The following is an 18,264-nucleotide window of genomic DNA, read 5'->3' on the forward strand; positions in this document are numbered from 1 at the left end:
GGGAGTAGGGAGAAAGACCATGGGCGACGAGCGTTCACTCGCACAGCTCTCGCGTCGGACCATGTTCGGCGTGGCCGCTGCAACCATGGCGAGTGCCACCCTCGCGGCCTGCAGTACGTCGGAGAAGAGCTCCTCGACCAGCGTGACTCTGATGCCGGAAGAGCCGAAGACGATCGCCACGGACGCCTATATCTTCGGCTACCCCCTGGTGCTGATGGACGTGACCAGGGTCGCGGCCGAAAAGATCACCCCGGTGAACACCTTCCAGCACGCCGCCGGGCTGCCGACGTCCGAGCAGCACGATGTTGTTCGATCGAATCTGGACACGCTGTACTCCGCCGCATGGCTCGATGTATCCACCGAGCCCATGGTGCTGCAGGTGCCTGCTGTCGAGCCCGGCCGATTCTGGCTGATGCAGCTGATGGATGCCTGGACCAATACCGTGCACAACTCGAGTAGCGTTCGACCGCAGGTGAAGCCGAATGCGCCCGCGCCGCCCTACACCTATGCCATTACTGGACCGCAGTGGGCGGGGAGCCTACCCGAGGGTGTGACGCAGTTGTCCGTGCCGACACCGACGGTGTGGTTGGTCAGCCGGATTCAGGTCAACGGCAGCGACGACATCCCCGCCGTGCAGGCTATTCAGCAGCAACTGAAACTCGTTCGGCTCGCCGACTGGATCGAGGGCAAAGCCGCGCCCCCGTCTGCCACGATGCCGACGCGGGAATCCGCGAATCCACCGAAACAGGTTGTCGAGATGGACGCGAGCACTTTCTTCAAACGGTTGTGCGCGGTGATGGCGGTGAATCCGCCGCTGGCCGAAGATCAGCTCGCGATGAACCGCTTCGCGGCCATCGGGATCCGGCCGGGCGGCAGTGTCACCGGTATTTCCGCCGAGGATCTGACCGCCGCCGCGGACCGAGCGAAGCAAGTGATCCCCGCAAGCGCCGACCCGAGCGCGGTGAACCAGAACGGGTGGGTATTCGACCGCGATATCGGCACTTATGGCACCAACTACATGTTGCGCGCCAACGTCGCATGGCACGGCTTGGGCGCCAACCTGCCCGAGGACGCGATCTATCCGACCATCTTCGGCAGCGCCGACCTCAACGGCGTGCCCGCGAACTTCCGGCTGCATTTCCCGTCGGGCCAGCTGCCGCCGGTCGAGGCGTTCTGGTCGCTGACCGCCTATGGTGCGGACGGCTTCCTGGTACCCAACCCGGCGAATATCTACGCGATCGGCCACCAGGTGCCAGTTGTCTACAATGCCGACGGCTCACTGGATCTCGCGATCCAGCACAGCGACCCCGGCGCTCGGGTGCCCACCGGGAATTGGCTGCCGATACCGGAGGCGGGCCAGTTCTCGCTGACGATGCGTCTGTACGTGCCGAAACCTATTGCGCTCGATGGACAGTGGAAGCCACCCGTGCTCAACGTGGCGCCGTAGGAGCGGCGATGGGCTGCCGGGCTGTAGTCTTCTCGGTCCTCACAACGGGGGCGCTTCTTGCGCTCGCGGCACCCGGCGCTGCCGCCGATTTCCCCGATGCGCCGTCGCGCACCCCTGCCGGCGATGCGTCCGGCGCTGCCGCGAGTTCGACCGTGGCCGACTGGGTCGATGTCGCGGCCGCGGTGCTCGGCCGCGCGCTGGACACCACCGACCCCGGTGCGGTTCCCTCGCGCACCGCGATTTCATTCCGGTCGATTATTCCCGGTATCGAGTGGGGCACGGCCAACGAGCACGAGATCCGCACCGGGCTGTCGATGGTCAAGCTCTACATCGTCGACTACGCGCTGCGACACGGCGACGGCTCGCCGTCGGATCGGACGCTCGCCGAGCGCATGATCCGTGATTCGGACGACGGCGCGGCCGAGCTGCTGGCAGCCAAGTATCCGCAGGCGATCGACGCCGTCGCCGCGGAATACCGGCTCACCGCGACCAAGGCGGGCGCCAATTGGGGCATGTCGTACACCAGCACTGCGGACGTGGCCACCTTCCTGCACATCAAGCAACGCACCGATCCCGAGTCGCCGATCTTCGGCTGGATGGCGGCGGCCGACTCCACAGCCTCCGACGGCACCGCCCAGGATTGGGGCACCGGCAGGTTGCCCGGTGTCATCGGAACCAAGTGGGGCTGGTCTGATTCCGGGCCGCAGGAGGTGGCCTCGGCCTCGTTCGGGCAGGGTTTCGCCGTGGCCGCCCACACCCACGGCACCCCGGACGAACAGACCGCCGATGTCACCGGTGCGCTGGCACAGATGATGATCGATCTGATAGCCCGGCGGATCCCGCGGGGCTGACGGTTCAGTCGTCACCCTCCCAGGTCCATCGGGGCACCGCCCGGATCGGGTGCAGTTGCTCGTCGGTCTCGGCGTGTGAGTTCTGTTGTGCCACTTGCGCACCGAACTCGGCGTGCGAGCGCACGGCGGCCCGGAAGGCTTCGTTGTCGAGCAGGCCTGCCTCCTCGAACGCCTCGATATACAGTTCGGCGAACCGCTGGCGCTGCTCGTCGGTGATGGCCAGGCCGCGGTGCACGGCGATGATGTAGTCGAATCCCAGTTGCTCGGTGAAACGGGCTGGGCCACCGAAGGATTCGGAGGTGAACCAGGTGAGGTGGTCGACATGGCCGGGGAGCCGTTCGGTGAACTGGGTTTTCAACACCGGATCGGCGAGAACTTTCTCGTAGAACGCCTCTTCGACGCGGTGCAGTGCCTCGTCGCCGCCGGCGTGCTCGTACAGGCTGGTCATGGTGAGAGCCTCCGAAAGGAGCATCGAGCGAATCTGTCATCCCCATTACAGCCTTGGTCGCAGTCACCGTGCACTGTTTCGCGCGAACTGTCAGGGTTCCCGAGCGCACTCAAAGAAAAGTAAACAGGTTTTAGTAAACGCTGTTCACAAGAGGGTGTGCTGTGGTTCTATCTCCTATGGAACGTGTTCCACACAACGTTGTGAGGTCTGCAGCCCAGACCGGTAGGAGATAGCCGTGACCACGCCCTCGATTCCCGCAGGATTCGACTTCACCGACCCCGACCTGCTCGCCAACCGTCTGCCCATCCAGGAATTCGCCGAGCTGCGCCGCACCGCCCCGGTGTGGTGGTGCGCCCAGTCCGACCGGGCCAGCGGCTTCGACGACGGCGGCTACTGGGTGGTGTCCAAGCTCGACCACATCAAGGAGATCTCGAAGAATCCGGAGGTGTTCTCCTCACATGAGAACACGGCGATCATCCGGTTCAACGAGGAAACCACGCGCGAGCAGATCGACATGCTCGGCAACATGCTGATGCTGAACCTCGATCCGCCGCAGCACACCAAGATCCGCCGCATCATCTCCAAAGGCTTCACCCCACGCGCGGTCGAGAGCCTGCGCGCCGCACTCACCGAGCGGGCGGCCAAGATCGTGCACGACGCCAAGAAGTCCGGCCGCGGTGACTTCGTCGAGCAGATTGCGTGCGAGCTGCCGCTACAGGCCATCGCCGAGCTCATCGGCGTCCCACAGGACGACCGCAAGAAGCTCTTCGACTGGACCAACCAGATGATCTCCTACGACGATCCGGAGTTCGACGGCAACCATCACACCGCCACCGCCGAAGTGATGGGCTACGCCTGGAACATGGCCGAAGAGCGGCGTAAGTGCCCGGCCGACGACATTGTCACCCAGCTGATCAGTGCCGATATCAACGGCGAGAACCTGGGCTCCGACGAGTTCGCGTTCTTCGTCATCCTGCTTTCGGTGGCGGGGAACGAGACCACCCGCAACTCGATCACCCACGGCATGAAGGCATTCGTCGACAATCCGGACCAGTGGGAGCTCTACAAGCAGCAGCGGCCGCGGACCGCGCCCGACGAGATCGTGCGCTGGGCCACCCCCGTGACCGCGTTCCAACGTACCGCGACGCAGGACACCGAGATCGGCGGCCAGGAGATCAAGAAGGGGCAGCGGGTCGGATTGTTCTACGGCTCGGCCAATTTCGACGAGGAGGGTTTCGCGGACCCGTTCACCTTCGACGTGCTGCGCAACCCGAACCCGCACGTCGGCTTCGGCGGCACCGGCACCCACTACTGCGTCGGTGCGAATCTGGCCCGGTTGGAGATCGACCTGATGTTCAACGCCATCGCCGACGTCATGCCGAACCTGCGCCAGGTGTCCGACCCGGTGCGGCTGCGCTCGGGCTGGCTCAACGGCATCAAGCGCTGGGAAGTCGAATACGCTTGAATCTCAGTATGAGTAAACCGCGTGGCCGCGCGCCGGTGGTCTCCGACGGAGACATCCGGCGGGTGGCCCGTGCGCTGCTGGTCGAGCAGGGGCCGGAGGCGGTCACGTTGCGGGCCATCGCACGAGAACTCGGGATCACCGCCCCTGCGCTGTACCGCTACTACCGGTCGCTCGACGATCTGCTGGAGAGCCTGCGCCTGGAGTTCTGCGCGGATCTCGCGGCCGAGCTGTCGGCCGAGATCGACACCCTGCCCGATGACGGCGCGGTGCAGTTCTTCGCCATCTGCAAGGGTTTCCGGCGCTGGGCGCTTGCGCACACCAGGGAGTTCACCCTGGTGTTCGCCTCGCCCGGCGCGGGCCGCTCGGGCGTGATGCGGCGCTTCGACGAACCGTTCGGCCGTATATTTCTGGCCGCCGCGGGCCGCCTGCTCGCGACCTACGACGTCGTGACGCCGCCGACCGATGTGATTCCCGTGGACCTGCGCGAGGATCTCGTCGGCTTTCAGACCGAGCTGCTCGCCGCGATGTCGGAAGCAGGCCAGAAGTTCCCTGCCGAAAAGCTGGACCTCGGGGTGACCTATCTGATGATTCAGATCTGGGCACGCCTCTACGGCCACGTCACCCTCGAAGTCTTCGGCAATTACCCGATCCCGCTGTCCAACCCCGAGATCCTGTTCGACACGATGCTGGCGGAACTGGGGCGGACCGCCGGATTGATCGCCGACTAGGCAATCGCCGGACGGTTGCGGTCCAGTGTGTGCCTGCGGAGGTCAGATGCGGGCGCCCTTGGTGCGATTGCAGGCGCGGCACAGGATTTGGAGGTTCGACGCGCTCGTCGCGCCGCCACGGCTGAGCGGGATGATGTGGTCGAACTCGAGGTAGTGGCCGTCGCCGCATTCCACGCATTTGCCGCCATCACGTTGCCACACTTCGGCTTTGACCTCCTGCGGGATGCTGCGGGTGTCACGTTGGCCCGGGGTCAGGATCAGTCTTTTGGCCACCCGCAGCGCGCCTTCCAAAGCCGCGGCGACATAGTCGGGGTCGGCGACTTCGAAGGTCGCGCCGCCGCGTGCCGAGGTGGCGGCGAGCACAACCATGTTCTGTTCCCGGTGCACGGAAACGACTCGCGCCCACGGCAGTTCGATGCCGGTGTCGGCCCCGACGAACCGGAGCTTCTTATTGCTGCCGATCAGTCGGCCGTCGGTGAGTTTCGGGCCACGTGCCAACTGCCGGACATGGACCGCGGGCAGATCGAGGTGCACTTTCTCCTCCGGATCGAGGTGCAGTCCCGGAGTTCGGATCATCGGCAGATCGCCCGCCCGCAGCCGAGACAGCGTGCGGCCGCGATGCATTCGCCTGTGCAGGTCTTCGATCAGTGGCCCGCTCAGCGCCAGCTCCGCGATAGCATGCTCGAACGCCTCGAACTCGGCGAGCTCCACCTCGCCGTCGGTGAAGGCAAAGGTGACCAGCCGCTCCACATAGCTGAGTGCGGCATCGCGCAGGGCCTCGCGACCCGCGCTCTCGTCGATGCGCTGATATCGCAGCGACGCCCACAATGCGGCCCAGTCGTCGCCGCGTGGCCCCGACGTCGTGAGCACCCGCCAGGCCTGGGTGTGCCAGTGGGTGAGGAATTCCTCGATCTCGACCGCACAGACCTGGCACGGCGCGAGACCGCCGAATAGCTTGCGGCGCAACGGATTGGCGCACCGAGCGCAGTCGCGCGGACCCAGTTGCCTGCGCGGGTAGGTGGCCCCGGTCCATTCGTTCCCGTCCCACCAGCGCATCCGGGCGGAGTCTTCCGGGTCCGAATGCCAGTCGGCGCGTTGTGGATTCGGGGGCGGCGGTGGCGCTTGTTCGACCGATCCGTGGTGGCGCTCGAGGTCGACCGGCCGGGATGGCGCCGCTGCTCGACTTCCGTCCGACGGGTCGCTCGACCGGTCGGTGCTTGTGGGTAGTCCGGCGTCATCGAACGAGTCGGCGCGCGCGGGCACGCGGGCACCCTGCGCGTGTTCGATGGATCGGGACTCACGCTCCGCCGCGCGAGCCCGGTCGAGCGGGGCCACCGATCGGGGAGCGGTTGCCGCCGACCGGTTCCCGCCGGCGGCGCCCACCAGTCGGGGTGTCGTCGGAGGGTGTGTCCTGCCGAACGGGTTCGCGGACCGGGCGGCTTGCGGGCGCGCCGGGGTCCGCTCGGCCGCATCGTCGACGCTGACACCGAATTCGGTGACGAGCCCCGCCAACCCACTCGCCCACCCCTGTCCGATGGCGCGGAACCGCCACTGACCATCCCTGCGGTAGAACTCACCGAACATCATTGCGGCCACCGAGTCGGTGTCGGTGACCTCGAACTGCGTCACCGGGCCGTCGGCGGCGTGGACGGTGAGCGTCAAACCGATGATGTCGCCGAAGGTGCCTTCGTCGACCGAGCCCGCGATGACGATTCGCTGCACGTCGGATTCGGTGCGCGGCAGCGAGACGCTCAGCCGGGCCGTGCCCGGCGCGGGTTCCTGGTCGAGTGTCACCGCCTGCGAGACATGCCGTGGCGCGTTGAAGAACACGAGATCGCGATCGGTCCGTACCGAGCCCGAGTCGCTCAGCAACAGCGCATGCGCATCGACGACATGGTCCGACCGCCATGAAACAACCACGGCAAGAAGGGATGTCGGTACCGGTGCGTTGGCGCCTTTGCTGAGTTCCATCGTGCTGGAACTATGCCACGCGGGTCCGACACGCCGAATTCCGCGAGGTCGATGCTCGGCGGTGCGAGGCGTAGCGGAGTCAGCGAAAGCAGGTCGGGCATGCGCCGTCCGATCCACATGGATTCATTCGGTGGAGCGCGGGCAGTACCCGAGCACGCCGCGACGGCCTTGTCCGGTACCGGTCACAGACTGACCGGTACGGCTTCCGGTCGATCGGCTATCCGGTACGGCACAGTGGTGTCATGAGCACCCCAAAAGGGCGAGGCCGTAGAACGACGCCTCCGAAAGCGTCGGGTCCGCGTGTGCCGAGTGCGGGCGACATCCTGGCCGCCGCTCAGTCCGCGGCGGCGGCGGCCCAGTCGGCGGCAGGCGCGGCGCTGGACGCGGCTCAGCTGACGGCAGGGCAGGCATTCGACGCCGCAGTGCGGCTGCCACCGGCGTCGGCACAGTTGGCGGCTCAATTGCCCGACCTGATCGAGAATCTCTCGACCGCTGTCGACCGCCTCAACTCCACCATCGACCGTCTCGACCGCACCCTGGCACTCGCGGATCCGGCATTCGCGGCCTACGACCGACTGCTGCCGAGGCTCGAGGCGATGATCGGGCTCGGCGAAGACCTCTTCACCGCCCTGTCCCGGTTACCGGGCGTCTCGATCCTCGGCCGATTCGCCGGACGGGTTCCGGAGCCGCCGGTCGAGCCCGAACCACCGCGGTCGCGCGGTCGAAAGAAGTAACCCGGCCGGCCGTTCGAGTGATCCCGTGGCCGGCTGGTGGGTGAGGAGTTGGGTCGTGAACATGCGTCAACTGTCGACGTTCACGCCCGCAGCAGTTGCCTGCAACCGGCGCGGAGCCCGAAAAGCGGCTGCTATGACATCGGGTGCGGATTCCAAGCCGATGCTGCCTATCGCGCGGCCCGGTAGGTGGCGGCCGCCTTCAGGAGCGTTTCGTGGTACTCGTCCTCGGGGTCGGAGTCGAGGACGATGGCGCCGCCCGCGCCGATGCGCCACAGACCGTTGTGGCGGACGGCGGTGCGAATGACGATATTGAGGTCGGCGGTGCCTGCCAGACCGAGGAAGCCGATGGTGCCCGAGTAGACGCCGCGCGCTTCGGTTTCCAGTTCGTCGATGATTTCCATGGTGCGCTTCTTGGGAGCGCCGGTCATCGAGCCGCCGGGGAAACACGCGCGCAAGCAGTCGACGGCATCGATGTTCGGGCGCAGCGTGCCGCGGACGGTCGAGACCAGTTGGTGCATGGTCGAATACGTCTCGGTGGCCATCAGCTTCGGGACGTGCACGCTGCCGATCTGGCACACCCGTCCGAGGTCGTTGCGCAGCAGGTCGACGATCATCAGGTTCTCGGCGCGGGTCTTCGGGCTGTCGGCCAGCTCGCGGCGTAGCCGCTCGTCCTCGGCGGGAGTGCTGCCTCGGGGCGCGGTGCCTTTGATCGGCTTGCTCTCCACGGTGCGTGCCCGATCGACCTTGAGGAAGCGTTCCGGTGAGGAGCATGCGATTTCGAGGTCGTCGAAGCGCAGGTATGCGGCATAGGGCGCGGGATTGCAGCGGCGCAGGCGGCGGTAGAAGTCGAGGCCGTCGGATTCGGCGGCGGCGAAGGTCGCGTTGTCGGTGAGGCAGATTTCGTAGGACTCGCCTGCGTGCAATCGGTCCTGGCAGACGGCGATGTCCGCCAGGTAGCGATCGCGGCCCCTGGTGAACAGCGGCGCCACGGCGGCGGTGTCGGAGAACACCTCGAGCATCGGTGGATTTGCCCATGTGGGAAGGGATTCCAGGATCTCACGAGTATCACGCAGCCAGTCCGCGCTCGCGCGCAGCGCCTCCGGCGCGGGATCGGTGAGCGCGAGCAAATGGGTGCGCCCACCCACATGGTCGACGACGACGATCCGATCGGCGAAGACCCACTGCGCGTCCGGCGTCGGCGCACGGTGTGCCGCCTCGGCTCCGCACTCGGCCTTCACTTCGTAACCGAGGTACCCGACATAGCCGCCTGCGAAATCGAAAGGCAGATCGGGCAGTTCGACAAATCTCCGCCGGGTCTCGGCGGCGAGATAATCGAGGATCGTGCCGGGGGCGCGGTATCGGCCTCCATCGGAGGACTCGACGGTGACCGCGCCCTCGCCGACCCGATAGCGAACTACCTCGGCCAGCGGGCCGCCCGCATCGCCGAGGAAGGAGAACCGGTCCAGGCCGGGTTCGACGTGCTCGCTGTCGAGCCAGAATGCGGTCGGCGAGTCGGCATACAGCCGAAGGAAAGCAGCCTCGGAATCGATGGCTCGTTCGATGACGCTGTGTTCGATCTGCCGGGGAGGTACGGGTTCGCCGTAGCCGAGCCGGGTTCCTCGCTCGATCGCGGGCGTGAACCGCTCGGCTGCTCGGACGAATCCCATTGCGCCGGAAGCGTGTTGCTCGCGCACCCTGGTGATGGATCCGGACTGTCCGATGGTCGAGGGCCGCCCGGTCCCCGATCTGCCTGCCACGAACCGGTGCACATGCGGTGCCACCGGCTGGGCCGTGGTGAGTTCGGCGAAGTTGCGCAGTAGCGCCGCGCCGTGCTCGCTGGCTATCGATTCGGGATGGAACTGCACGCCCCATTGCGGTCTACTGCGGTGACGGACGCCCATGATCACCCCGTCGGCGGCGACCGCCGTGATTTCCAGGCTGTCGGGAAGCGGACGTTGGGCGCACAGCGAGTGGTAGCGCACGGCGGTGAAGCCGAGGGGGAGTCCGGCGAACAGATCGCTGCCGTTGTGTTCGATGTGGTCGAGATAGCCGTGCCGGGCCACGGGTGCGCCCGCGACCACACCGCCGGCCGCGACCACGATCCCTTGGTGCCCGAGGCACACCCCGAGCAAGGGCAGCTCCGTCTCGCGGATCACTGCTGCCGAGATGCCGACATCGCGGGCGACGTCGGGTCGGCCAGGGCCTGGGGAGATGACAATGTTGTCGAAACGGGCGAGATCCAGCCGCGCGAGATCGTCGACCTCGTCGTTGCGCACCACCGTCGGTTCTACGCCGTTCACTTCGCTGATCAGCTGATACAGGTTATAGGTGAACGAGTCGTAATTGTCGATCAACAACGTGTGCATGGTGTCTGGAACCCTACGCGCAGCCGGGAAGGGCGAACTGTTGTCAACTGCCTTCAGTTGGAGCGAACCGATGAGGCACAATGTCGAACATGTCTGTTGCGCAGCCGGTCGACGTGGATCGTGACGTTGTCGACTTCACCGTGGTCGGGAAGTGGATGGATGAGCAGGGTCTGCTTGGTGGCGAGTTCGAGGGGGTGATTCCCCTCGGCGGCGGGACGCAGAACATCATGCTGCGCTTCGCCAGGGGTGGCCGGGACTACGTATTGCGCCGCGGCCCCAAGCATCTGCGTGCCAAGAGCAATGAGGTGATCCGGCGCGAGGCGAGGCTGCTGGGGGCGCTCGACGGCGCCGATGTGCGCGCGCCGCGAGTGATCGCCGCCTGCCCCGACGAAACGGTCCTCGGCGCGGTCTTCTATCTGATGGAGCCGATCACCGGATTCAACCCGCAAAACGAGCTGCCCGAGTTGCACGCGGGAGATCCGGACATTCGGCGGCAGATGGGTCTGTCGGCGGTGGAGGCCATCGCGCGGCTCGGGGCGCTCGACTATCAGGCGCTCGGACTCGCCGACTACGGCAAACCCGACGGCTTCCTGGAACGGCAGGTGCCGCGCTGGCTCGGTGAACTCGAGTCCTATTCGTCCAACGAGGGTTACCCCGGCCCGGAGATCCCGGGTGTGCGGCAGGTCGGCGAGTGGCTCGATCGCAATCGTCCCGCGCAGTGGACTCCCGGCATCCTGCACGGCGACTGCCACCTGGCGAACATGATGTTCTCCTTCGACGGCCCCGAGGTGGCGGCGATGGTGGACTGGGAGATGTCCACCATCGGCGATCCGCTGCTGGACCTCGGCTGGCAGATCGCGACCCGTCCGGTGCCGGGCACCGCGGGTGCGGCGCTGGTCGGCAAGCTCGGCGCGGTCGGCGGGCTGCCGACCCCAGAGGAGATGATCGCGCACTACGGCAAGTTCTCCGACCGTGATCTCAGCGTGGTTCCGTGGTACACGGTGCTGGCCTGTTTCAAGCTCGGCATCGTGCTGGAAGGCACCCATGCCCGCGCTTTCGCGGGCAAGGCGCCCAAGCAGGTCGGCGACTTCCTGCACGCCATCACCCTCGAGCTCTTCGAGCGTGCGCAAAGCTTGATGGAGTAGTCCGGCGGAGCCGAATGGCGGCTGTCGGTGTATCCGGGGCTGCCATTCGCTCGGGGGATCTCCGGGTCGTTGGTTGTCGGAATCTTGCGGGAATGTGGCTGTATTTGTGTGGCCGATGATATTCAGCCAGCAATAGGGTGGGCCGCATGCCAATCGTGCCTGACGTGAAGAACTGGACCGGGGTCCTCGAACGGTCTTGTCCGGAATGTGGATTCGACGCGGCCGCGACGCCGTACGACACGATCCCCGGGCTGGCGCGAGAGTATGCCCGTCGGTTGACGGCGAGGTTGGCGCTGCCGGACGCGGTTACCCGCCCGGACGAGGGAACGTGGTCGGCGCTGGAGTACGCCGCCCATGTGCGCGACGTGTGCCGAATCTTCGGCTATCGGACCGCAGTCGCGGCCCGTGTCGATGCGGTCGACCCTAGGGTGCCCGCCTTCGATGCGCAGGGGCTCGATGCCGCGGAGGCTGCCGACGGGGTGCCGGTGTTCTCGAACTGGGACCAGGACGAAACGGCGATCGCCGACCGGTATAGCGAGCAGGACCCGGCCATCGTGGCCGCCGAGCTGGCCGAAGCCGCCGACAAGGTGGCGCGCGCGCTCGAATCGGTGCCTGCCTCCGACCGTGGATTCCAGGTGCGGCGCAGCGATGGCTCGACCTTCACCGTGGAGACTCTCGGGGGCTATTTCCTGCATGACGTGATTCACCATGTTCACGACGTGCGCGGCTGAAATCGGGCAGGATCTGAAGCGAGCAGGTCTGGGGGCGGCGGGAATTGGAACCGGTTCGGGAGTTCGGCTGATCCGTACCGACGAATTTTCGACCCGGTACTAGAACGCGTTCCAGTTTTCTCGTAGTGTGGGTGCAGTCACATAGAAGCCCGTGCATGCGAGAGGTCTACACGAATGAAGACGAAAGGCGCGATCCTGTGGGGGATCGACCAGCCGTGGTCGGTGGAGGAGATCGAGGTCGGTGACCCGGTCGCCGGTGAGGTCCAGATCCGGATGGAAACCGCCGGAATGTGCCACTCGGACCACCACATCGTGACCGGTGCGACCCCGATGCCCGCCTACCCCGTGATGGGCGGCCACGAAGGCGCGGGCGTGATCACCAAGCTCGGGCCCAACTGTCCCGCCGACCTGCAGGTCGGCGACCACGTGATCCTGTCGTTCATCCCGGCCTGCGGCCGCTGTCCGGCGTGCGTGAGTGGCAATATGGCGCTGTGCGACCTGGGCGCCGGGCTGCTGATGGGTCAGGCGATCAGCGACGGCACCTATCGAATCCAGGCGCGCGGTGAGAATGTCATCCCGATGTGCCTGCTCGGCACCTTCGCGCCGTACATGACGGTGCACCACACCTCGGTGGTGAAGATCGACCCGACCATCCCGTTCGAGGTCGCCTGCCTCGTCGGCTGTGGTGTGCCGACCGGCTTCGGGTCCTCCACGCATGTCGCCGAGGTCAAGCCGGGCGAGACCGTGGTGATTGCCGGCATCGGCGGTGTCGGCATGAGCGCCCTGCAGGGCGCGGTGCTCTCCGGCGCCTCCAAAGTCGTTGCGATCGACCCGAACCCGTGGAAGCGCGAGCAGGCGCAGAAGTTCGGCGCCACGCACACCTACGAGAGCATGGCCGCCGCGATCATGCCGTTGATCGAGGCCACCGAGGGCCGGATGGCGCAGAAGGTCATCCTCACCATGGGGGAAATGCACGGCGACTACGTCGAAGAGGGCCTGATCCTGACGGCCAAGGCCGGCACCCTGGTGATCACCTCGATGGGCCGGATGGACGCCGGCGATGTCAAGATGAACACCTTCCTGCTGTCCATGCTGCAGAAGACGGTGAAAGGCTGCATCTTCGGTGGCGGCAATGCCCGCCAGGACGCACCGCACCTGCTGTCGCTGTACAAGGCGGGCCAGCTCAACCTGGACGACATGGTGACCCGCAGTTACTCCCTGGAGGAGATCAACCAGGGCTACCAGGACATGCTGGACGGCAAGAACATTCGCGGCATCATCAAGTACACCGAGGCCGACTGGTAACAGTCGCGGCGGTCACCGCTCGGCGAGCATGGCGGCGATTCGTGCGACGAGGTCGTACGGAATCGGCTTGCCGAGCGGGAATTTCACCGTACCCTTGCCGGCCCGGTACGGATCGACCTCGCGTTCGAACGCGGCATCGCCGTCCGCCATCTGCGTAGTGGCAGCGAGCACCGCGTGAGGTGGTCAGGGGTAACAGCGCAGCAGCGCCGCGCGCAGATTGCGGCTGCGGACATCGTCGAGTACCGCGAGACCGAGGCGGTTCATCGAGTAGCCGAAGCCGAGACTGGTTGCCGGATCAGCGAATCCGAACGAGCCGCCGAGGCCGGTTGTGCCGTAGGCCCGCTTGTCGGAGCCGAAGCTGAACGAGCCGCGCGACTTACGGAAACCGAGGTGGTAGCGACTCTTGGTGTGCAGCACCAGATCCTCGGCGGGCACATCATCGGCCGTGTCCGCGGCGGCGAGGCGGTCGAGCACGTCGTTGTCGATCGGCAGTGCTCCGGTGCGGCCCGCGGCAGCGCCGTACGCCATGGCCAGCGACCTGGCGTTACCGACACCATTGGAGCCGGGCATCTCGACCTCGAGGAATTCGCGCCGAGCCGCCCTTGCCGGCGCGCCCACCCGCGGATTGTTCAGCGCCGCATAGGAAAACCCGCGCTTGGCGAATAATTCGGCGCCGATCCGCATGGGGATGTCGCGCTCGTAGCGCAGGATGTCCATGCCCCCGGTGGCGGCGAGGGTCGCGATGCGATCCATGCTCTGTTCGGCGGGCAGGCCGATGAAGAAGTCGAGTCCGAGCGGTTTCGCGATCTCCTCGGCGAAGAACCGACCCAGCGAGCGACGTGCGGGATCAACGCGGCGCACCAGTTCGCCTTGATAGAGGCCGAGGGTGATGGCGTGATAGCCGTGCCGGGTGCCGGGACGCCATGCAGGTTTCTGCGCGGCGAGGATGGTGGCCAGCCCATCGAGGTCGGCGAGCTGGGGGAGGCGGACCACGGTGTCCAGACCGGACAGGCCCGCCTGATGGTCGATCAGTTGCCGGACGGTGAGGGCGTCCTTGCCGTTGACCGCGAACTCCGGCCAGTACGTCGCGACCCGCTCCTTGTAATCGAGCAGGCCACGCGACACCAACGCGGCGATCACGAATCCGGCCATGCCCTTCGTCGAGGAGAACACCGGGACGATAGTGTCCCGCTCCCACGGCAGCCTCCGGCGCCGGTCGCGATGACCCGCCCACAGATCGACGACCGGGCGATCACCCGCGTAGACGGCTACCGCGGCGCCGATTTCGCCGTGCTGGGAGAAGTTGCGGCGAAATGCGTCGGCGACAGGTCCGAAACCGGACTCCACCTCGCCGTGGATAGTGGGCTGTGCGCTCATGGTTCGTAGATGGTACCGGCGGTACCGGAGTCTGTGGGTGTCGGTCGGCGCGGACCCGGTCGAGTATCCGGAGACGTCGCGGAATCGGTGGAAGTGTCCGCTTACCCCGGCCTGTCGGGTGTCTCGTACGCTCGCCTGGTGCGTTCACTCGAGCAGATCAGGGACTGGCCGGTTCGGCACGCGGGGGCAGGTGTCGTCACCAGCGCGGGCGCGACGACCGCGGGCGATGTCGAGCGAGTGTTTCCGCTCGCATCAGTGACCAAACCGTTGGTCGCCTATGCGGTGCTCGTCGCGGTGGAGGAGGGCGCGATCGAGCTCGACCAGCCCGCGGGCCCACCGGGATCGACGGTGCGACATCTGCTGGCGCACACCTCCGGTTTCGCCTTCGATACAACCGATGTGCTGGCCGCGCCGGGGACTCGGCGGATCTACTCGAGTGTCGGCTTCGAGGTGCTTGCCGCATTCGTCGCCGAGCAGACCGGGATCGGGTTCCCCGAATATCTGCACGACGCGGTCTTCGAACCGCTCGGCATGACCGCCTCGGTGCTGACCGGCCCCGCCGGACACGCGGGCCGCTCCACTGTCGCCGACCTGACGCGCTTCGCCGCGGAGTTGCTGAATCCGCAGTTGATCTCCGCGCAGACGCACGCCGAAGCGACGTCGGTCCAATTTCCGGGACTCAACGGTGTGCTGCCCGGTTACGGTTCGCAGCGGCCGAACGACTGGGGGCTCGGTTTCGAGATCCGTGACAACAAATCGCCGCACTGGACCGGTGGCGGTAATTCGCCTGGTACCTATGGCCATTTCGGGCAGTCCGGCACATTTCTGTGGGTCGATCCGAAAATAGGGGTGGCGAGTATCGCGTTGACCGACGAGAATTTCGGCGACTGGGCGCGGGAGGTTTGGCCGGTCTTCTCCGATGCGGTGATCGCGGAGTCGACGTTTGCACGAAATGAGGCACCTGAGTAACGCCACGGAACATGGTTCCGAAGTAACACGTGTAACTCCGGGCACTCCAGTACACTCAGGCAACGCCGGATTCGACGGGTCGTTGGGGAAGACGTCCCTCGTCGAAGCTGGAGGTGTTAGTGGTGCGCGCATCGAGTCAGTTCGCGGACGCGACGGCGGGTGTGGTCTACATCCACTCGTCGCCTGCCGCGCTGTGCCCACACATCGAGTGGGCACTCACCTCGGCCCTGGCCGCTCCGGCGAAACTGCGCTGGACCGCGCAGCCCGCCGACGGCCAATTGCGCGCAACCAGTGACTGGGTCGGGCCGGTAGGCACAGCGGCCCGGATAGCCCAATCCTTGCGGTCCTGGCCGGTGCTGCGCTTCGAGGTCACCGAAGACCCCAGCGACGGCGTCGACGGTGAGCGCTACAGCTTCGTGCCCAACCTCGGTCTCTGGCACGGTTCCACGAGCGCCAACGGCGATGTCACCCTCGGTGAGATGCGCCTGCGCGCCCTCCTGCAAGCCTCCCGCGAACTCGGCAAGTACGCAGGCTACGACCTCGCCGCCGAAATCGACCGAGCCCTGGGCACCGCATGGGACGAGGACCTGGAGATTTACCGTTACGGCATCGAATCCGGCGCCGAAGTCACCTGGCTCCGCCGGGATGTGGGGTAGATCGGGTTTTCTCTGTAGGTGTTTGCGAAGACAACTGATCTTCTGGTGGGGTTTTGAACCGTAGTCAGGTTTCGGATGCTGGCAGGTTCTCCGGGAAGACGGTGACGTGGCGGATGGTTCCAGAGAGGCCGGGGAGTTCGCGGGGCGCGGTCCAGGTGCGGAAACCATCGTGGCTGTCGCTGTAGAAGTATTTGTCTTCGGTGTAGGCGTCGAAATAGATACGCCAGCCGCCGGCGGGCAGCTGGATGAGCGACTGACCTTCGCGTGGGGTGCCCCAGCCTGCCCAATTGCCCGTCGCGACAAAGACATACGGGCCCGCCGCATTAAGGGCGACGGCGAGCTCGATGTACTTGGTGGTCTCATTCTTGGTGAACGCGAAGTACTTGCCGCCGTGTGCGACCACGGTGGTGTCGATGTAGCCGATCGCGGCGGTGTCGAACGGGTTGGGTGGTGCCAGCCCTGCCATCGGTGTCAGCACACTCCACGACCGCATCGATGCATCGGTGGCCGTCATCAGATACGGCGTGAAACGGCGCCCGTTGGTCAGCGACACGATGATACTGATGCGGCCGTCGACATCGACGAACCACTCGGGTGCCCAGCATGCCTCCACACCGAGCATCGGGACCGTGAAGTCGAAGAGGTGTGTCCAGGTGACTCGATCGCTGCTGCGCGCGAATCCGATTTTCTGACCGTCGCCGGACGCGGTGTAGGCGAGGTAGTAGTCGCCGTCGACATTCCGGAAGATGCTCGGGTCACGCATTACTCCGCTCGGCGGCCGATAGGCCGAGCCGCGCAGCAATTGGAATGCGGTCGCATCGGTGGATTCGTAGACATACAAATCGGTTTCGCTGCTGTTGGTGAATGCGGACATCGTGTACCGCACCGAAGTCGCGCCTCCCGCGGCGCGCCCCACCGCCAGCGCAGCCAACGGCAGACCGGCCGCCAGCGCCAGCACCGACCTCCGACAGACCCTTCCCAACGTCATCGTCCGAATTATTCAGGCCGGGTCGTCCTGGAGCCGCAGACACGCCGCCTGCGATATTCCTGTCCCAGATGGCTATTCCGCCACCGGTATTCATCGCAGGGTGAGCGGGGTCTCGGATTCGATGCGGGTCAGCTTCTCCGGGTTGCGTACGTAGTAGAGGCCGGTGATGCGGGCGTCCTCGACGCGGATCGCCATGATGCCGTCGAGCTCGCCGTCCAGGTGTACGAGCAGTGCCGGGTTGCCGTTGACGACGGTGGTGTCGATGGTGAGCGTGGCTCCGAACTTGCCGGTGCCGCCGATGATGTAGCGTGCCACCTTCTCGGCGCCGATGACCGGCCGCAGCGCAGCTCGCTTGATGCCGCCGCCGTCGCTCATCAGGACGACCTCGGGGGCGAGCACGTCGAGGAGGCTCTGTGGGTTCCCGGTTTCGAGCGCGCGCTGGAACGACTCCAGAGCCGCCCGGGTCTGGCTCGGGGAGACCACCGAGCGCGGGCGGCGGGCATCGACGTGCTGGCGGGCGCGGTGCGCGATCTGGCGGACGGCCGCGGAGGTTTTGTCGACGGCGGCCGCGATCTCGTCGTAGCCGATGTCGAAGACCTCGCGCAGTACGAAGACGGCGCGCTCGGTCGGCGACAGTGTCTCGAGGACGAGCATCAACGCCATCGACATGCTCTCGGCGAGCTCAGCCTCCTGGGACGCGTCCGGTGCAGTGAGCATCGGCTCGGGCAGCCACGGGCCGACGTAGGACTCCTTGCGGCGGTTCATGGTGCGCAGCCGGTTGAGCGACTGGCGGGTGGTGATCCGGACCAGGTAGGCGCGCTGGTCGCTCACCTGTCCCAGATCGACCTTCACCCAGCGCAGCCAGGTTTCCTGGAGGACGTCTTCGGCGTCGGCCGCCGATCCGAGCATCTCGTAGGCGACGGTGAAGAGCAGGTTTCGGTAGGCGACGAAAGTCTCGGTCGCCGGGTCGGTGGTGTGGTCGCTCATCTCGCGCTCATCCTCCGCGGGCGGTCCTGGTGGCCGAAGGCTTTCAAGCATGCATCCACAGCATGGTCCTTTCGTTGATAGCCATTCGATCCGACC

The 18,264-nt window shown here is 66.1% G+C and carries 17 protein-coding genes; 10 read left to right on the forward strand and 7 right to left on the reverse strand.

Annotation, left to right across the window (positions count from 1 at the left end; all coding sequences use genetic code 11):
* Positions 1-19 precede the first annotated feature (19 nt).
* The gene (locus ACLMAL_RS08120; RefSeq protein WP_411998513.1) at positions 20-1,447 is read left to right on the forward strand and encodes a DUF1254 domain-containing protein; all 1,428 of its coding nucleotides are present in this window, start codon (positions 20-22) and stop codon (positions 1,445-1,447) included.
* 8 nt (positions 1,448-1,455) lie between these two features.
* The gene (locus ACLMAL_RS08125; RefSeq protein ID WP_411998514.1) at positions 1,456-2,298 is read left to right on the forward strand and encodes a hypothetical protein; all 843 of its coding nucleotides are present in this window, start codon (positions 1,456-1,458) and stop codon (positions 2,296-2,298) included.
* A 4-nt stretch (positions 2,299-2,302) separates the two neighbouring features.
* On the opposite strand, the gene ACLMAL_RS08130 is transcribed toward ACLMAL_RS08125, so the two are convergent.
* On the reverse strand, positions 2,303-2,746 hold the full coding sequence (locus tag ACLMAL_RS08130; RefSeq protein WP_411998515.1) for a group II truncated hemoglobin: 444 nt from the start codon (positions 2,744-2,746) through the stop codon (positions 2,303-2,305).
* 235 nt (positions 2,747-2,981) lie between these two features.
* On the opposite strand from ACLMAL_RS08130, the gene ACLMAL_RS08135 reads away from it, so the two are divergent.
* Positions 2,982-4,211, forward strand: coding sequence for a cytochrome P450 (locus ACLMAL_RS08135; protein WP_328411056.1), 1,230 nt, complete (start codon positions 2,982-2,984; stop codon positions 4,209-4,211).
* Positions 4,212-4,219: 8 nt separating this feature from the next.
* Complete coding sequence (locus ACLMAL_RS08140; protein WP_411998516.1) at positions 4,220-4,939, forward strand: TetR/AcrR family transcriptional regulator; 720 nt, start codon at positions 4,220-4,222, stop codon at positions 4,937-4,939.
* A 42-nt stretch (positions 4,940-4,981) separates the two neighbouring features.
* On the opposite strand, the gene ACLMAL_RS08145 is transcribed toward ACLMAL_RS08140, so the two are convergent.
* On the reverse strand, positions 4,982-6,910 hold the full coding sequence (locus ACLMAL_RS08145; RefSeq protein ID WP_411998517.1) for a TerD family protein: 1,929 nt from the start codon (positions 6,908-6,910) through the stop codon (positions 4,982-4,984).
* A gap of 242 nt (positions 6,911-7,152) precedes the next feature.
* Here ACLMAL_RS08145 and ACLMAL_RS08150 point away from each other — a divergent pair, with 242 nt between their 5' ends.
* A complete protein-coding gene (locus ACLMAL_RS08150) occupies positions 7,153-7,644 on the forward strand; it encodes a hypothetical protein (protein WP_411998518.1) in 492 nt (163 codons plus the stop codon).
* A 167-nt stretch (positions 7,645-7,811) separates the two neighbouring features.
* On the opposite strand, the gene pabB is transcribed toward ACLMAL_RS08150, so the two are convergent.
* Positions 7,812-10,010 (reverse strand): aminodeoxychorismate synthase component I, encoded by a 2,199-nt coding sequence (gene pabB, locus ACLMAL_RS08155; protein ID WP_411998519.1) that lies wholly within the window; start codon positions 10,008-10,010, stop codon positions 7,812-7,814.
* A gap of 80 nt (positions 10,011-10,090) precedes the next feature.
* On the opposite strand from pabB, the gene ACLMAL_RS08160 reads away from it, so the two are divergent.
* From ACLMAL_RS08160 to ACLMAL_RS08170, 3 genes are all read left to right on the forward strand, one after another.
* Positions 10,091-11,155, forward strand: coding sequence for a phosphotransferase family protein (locus tag ACLMAL_RS08160; protein WP_411998520.1), 1,065 nt, complete (start codon positions 10,091-10,093; stop codon positions 11,153-11,155).
* 146 nt (positions 11,156-11,301) lie between these two features.
* A complete protein-coding gene (locus ACLMAL_RS08165; RefSeq protein ID WP_411998521.1) occupies positions 11,302-11,886 on the forward strand; it encodes a DinB family protein in 585 nt (194 codons plus the stop codon).
* A gap of 174 nt (positions 11,887-12,060) precedes the next feature.
* Positions 12,061-13,191: an NDMA-dependent alcohol dehydrogenase gene (locus tag ACLMAL_RS08170; protein ID WP_328411070.1), complete on the forward strand. Its 1,131-nt coding sequence runs from the start codon at positions 12,061-12,063 to the stop codon at positions 13,189-13,191.
* A gap of 12 nt (positions 13,192-13,203) precedes the next feature.
* Here the strand turns inward: ACLMAL_RS08170 and ACLMAL_RS08175 are convergent, their stop codons facing one another.
* Both ACLMAL_RS08175 and ACLMAL_RS08180 read right to left on the reverse strand, forming a co-directional pair.
* Complete coding sequence (locus ACLMAL_RS08175) at positions 13,204-13,341, reverse strand: hypothetical protein (protein WP_411998522.1); 138 nt, start codon at positions 13,339-13,341, stop codon at positions 13,204-13,206.
* Positions 13,342-13,374: 33 nt separating this feature from the next.
* Entirely contained in the window at positions 13,375-14,568 is a 1,194-nt protein-coding gene (locus ACLMAL_RS08180; RefSeq protein WP_411998523.1) for a serine hydrolase domain-containing protein, read from the reverse strand.
* A 138-nt stretch (positions 14,569-14,706) separates the two neighbouring features.
* On the opposite strand from ACLMAL_RS08180, the gene ACLMAL_RS08185 reads away from it, so the two are divergent.
* Both ACLMAL_RS08185 and ACLMAL_RS08190 read left to right on the forward strand, forming a co-directional pair.
* Positions 14,707-15,537 carry a serine hydrolase domain-containing protein gene (locus ACLMAL_RS08185; RefSeq protein ID WP_411998524.1) on the forward strand — a complete coding sequence of 277 codons (831 nt, stop codon included), beginning with the start codon at positions 14,707-14,709 and terminating at the stop codon, positions 15,535-15,537.
* Positions 15,538-15,659: 122 nt separating this feature from the next.
* Positions 15,660-16,193 (forward strand): DUF3145 domain-containing protein, encoded by a 534-nt coding sequence (locus ACLMAL_RS08190; RefSeq protein ID WP_328411077.1) that lies wholly within the window; start codon positions 15,660-15,662, stop codon positions 16,191-16,193.
* A gap of 64 nt (positions 16,194-16,257) precedes the next feature.
* Here the strand turns inward: ACLMAL_RS08190 and ACLMAL_RS08195 are convergent, their stop codons facing one another.
* Together ACLMAL_RS08195 and ACLMAL_RS08200 are read right to left on the reverse strand one after the other, a co-directional pair.
* A complete protein-coding gene (locus ACLMAL_RS08195) occupies positions 16,258-17,181 on the reverse strand; it encodes a glycoside hydrolase (protein WP_411998525.1) in 924 nt (307 codons plus the stop codon).
* Positions 17,182-17,271: 90 nt separating this feature from the next.
* Positions 17,272-18,168 (reverse strand): RNA polymerase sigma-70 factor, encoded by an 897-nt coding sequence (locus tag ACLMAL_RS08200; protein WP_411998526.1) that lies wholly within the window; start codon positions 18,166-18,168, stop codon positions 17,272-17,274.
* Between the last annotated feature and the right edge of the window lie 96 nt (positions 18,169-18,264).

The organism is Nocardia sp. CWNU-33, assembly GCF_046764895.1.
Lineage (GTDB): Bacteria > Actinomycetota > Actinomycetes > Mycobacteriales > Mycobacteriaceae > Nocardia.

Coding starts and splice junctions, on each gene's coding strand:
- ACLMAL_RS08120 (WP_411998513.1), top strand. CDS start 20: ATGGGCGACGAGCGTTCACTCGCACAGCTCTCGCGTCGGACCATGTTC.
- ACLMAL_RS08125 (WP_411998514.1), top strand. CDS start 1,456: ATGGGCTGCCGGGCTGTAGTCTTCTCGGTCCTCACAACGGGGGCGCTT.
- ACLMAL_RS08130 (WP_411998515.1), bottom strand. CDS start 2,746: ATGACCAGCCTGTACGAGCACGCCGGCGGCGACGAGGCACTGCACCGC.
- ACLMAL_RS08140 (WP_411998516.1), top strand. CDS start 4,220: ATGAGTAAACCGCGTGGCCGCGCGCCGGTGGTCTCCGACGGAGACATC.
- ACLMAL_RS08145 (WP_411998517.1), bottom strand. CDS start 6,910: ATGGAACTCAGCAAAGGCGCCAACGCACCGGTACCGACATCCCTTCTT.
- ACLMAL_RS08150 (WP_411998518.1), top strand. CDS start 7,153: ATGAGCACCCCAAAAGGGCGAGGCCGTAGAACGACGCCTCCGAAAGCG.
- pabB (WP_411998519.1), bottom strand. CDS start 10,010: ATGCACACGTTGTTGATCGACAATTACGACTCGTTCACCTATAACCTG.
- ACLMAL_RS08160 (WP_411998520.1), top strand. CDS start 10,091: ATGTCGAACATGTCTGTTGCGCAGCCGGTCGACGTGGATCGTGACGTT.
- ACLMAL_RS08165 (WP_411998521.1), top strand. CDS start 11,302: ATGCCAATCGTGCCTGACGTGAAGAACTGGACCGGGGTCCTCGAACGG.
- ACLMAL_RS08170 (WP_328411070.1), top strand. CDS start 12,061: ATGAAGACGAAAGGCGCGATCCTGTGGGGGATCGACCAGCCGTGGTCG.
- ACLMAL_RS08175 (WP_411998522.1), bottom strand. CDS start 13,341: ATGGCGGACGGCGATGCCGCGTTCGAACGCGAGGTCGATCCGTACCGG.
- ACLMAL_RS08180 (WP_411998523.1), bottom strand. CDS start 14,568: ATGAGCGCACAGCCCACTATCCACGGCGAGGTGGAGTCCGGTTTCGGA.
- ACLMAL_RS08195 (WP_411998525.1), bottom strand. CDS start 17,181: ATGACGTTGGGAAGGGTCTGTCGGAGGTCGGTGCTGGCGCTGGCGGCC.
- ACLMAL_RS08200 (WP_411998526.1), bottom strand. CDS start 18,168: ATGAGCGACCACACCACCGACCCGGCGACCGAGACTTTCGTCGCCTAC.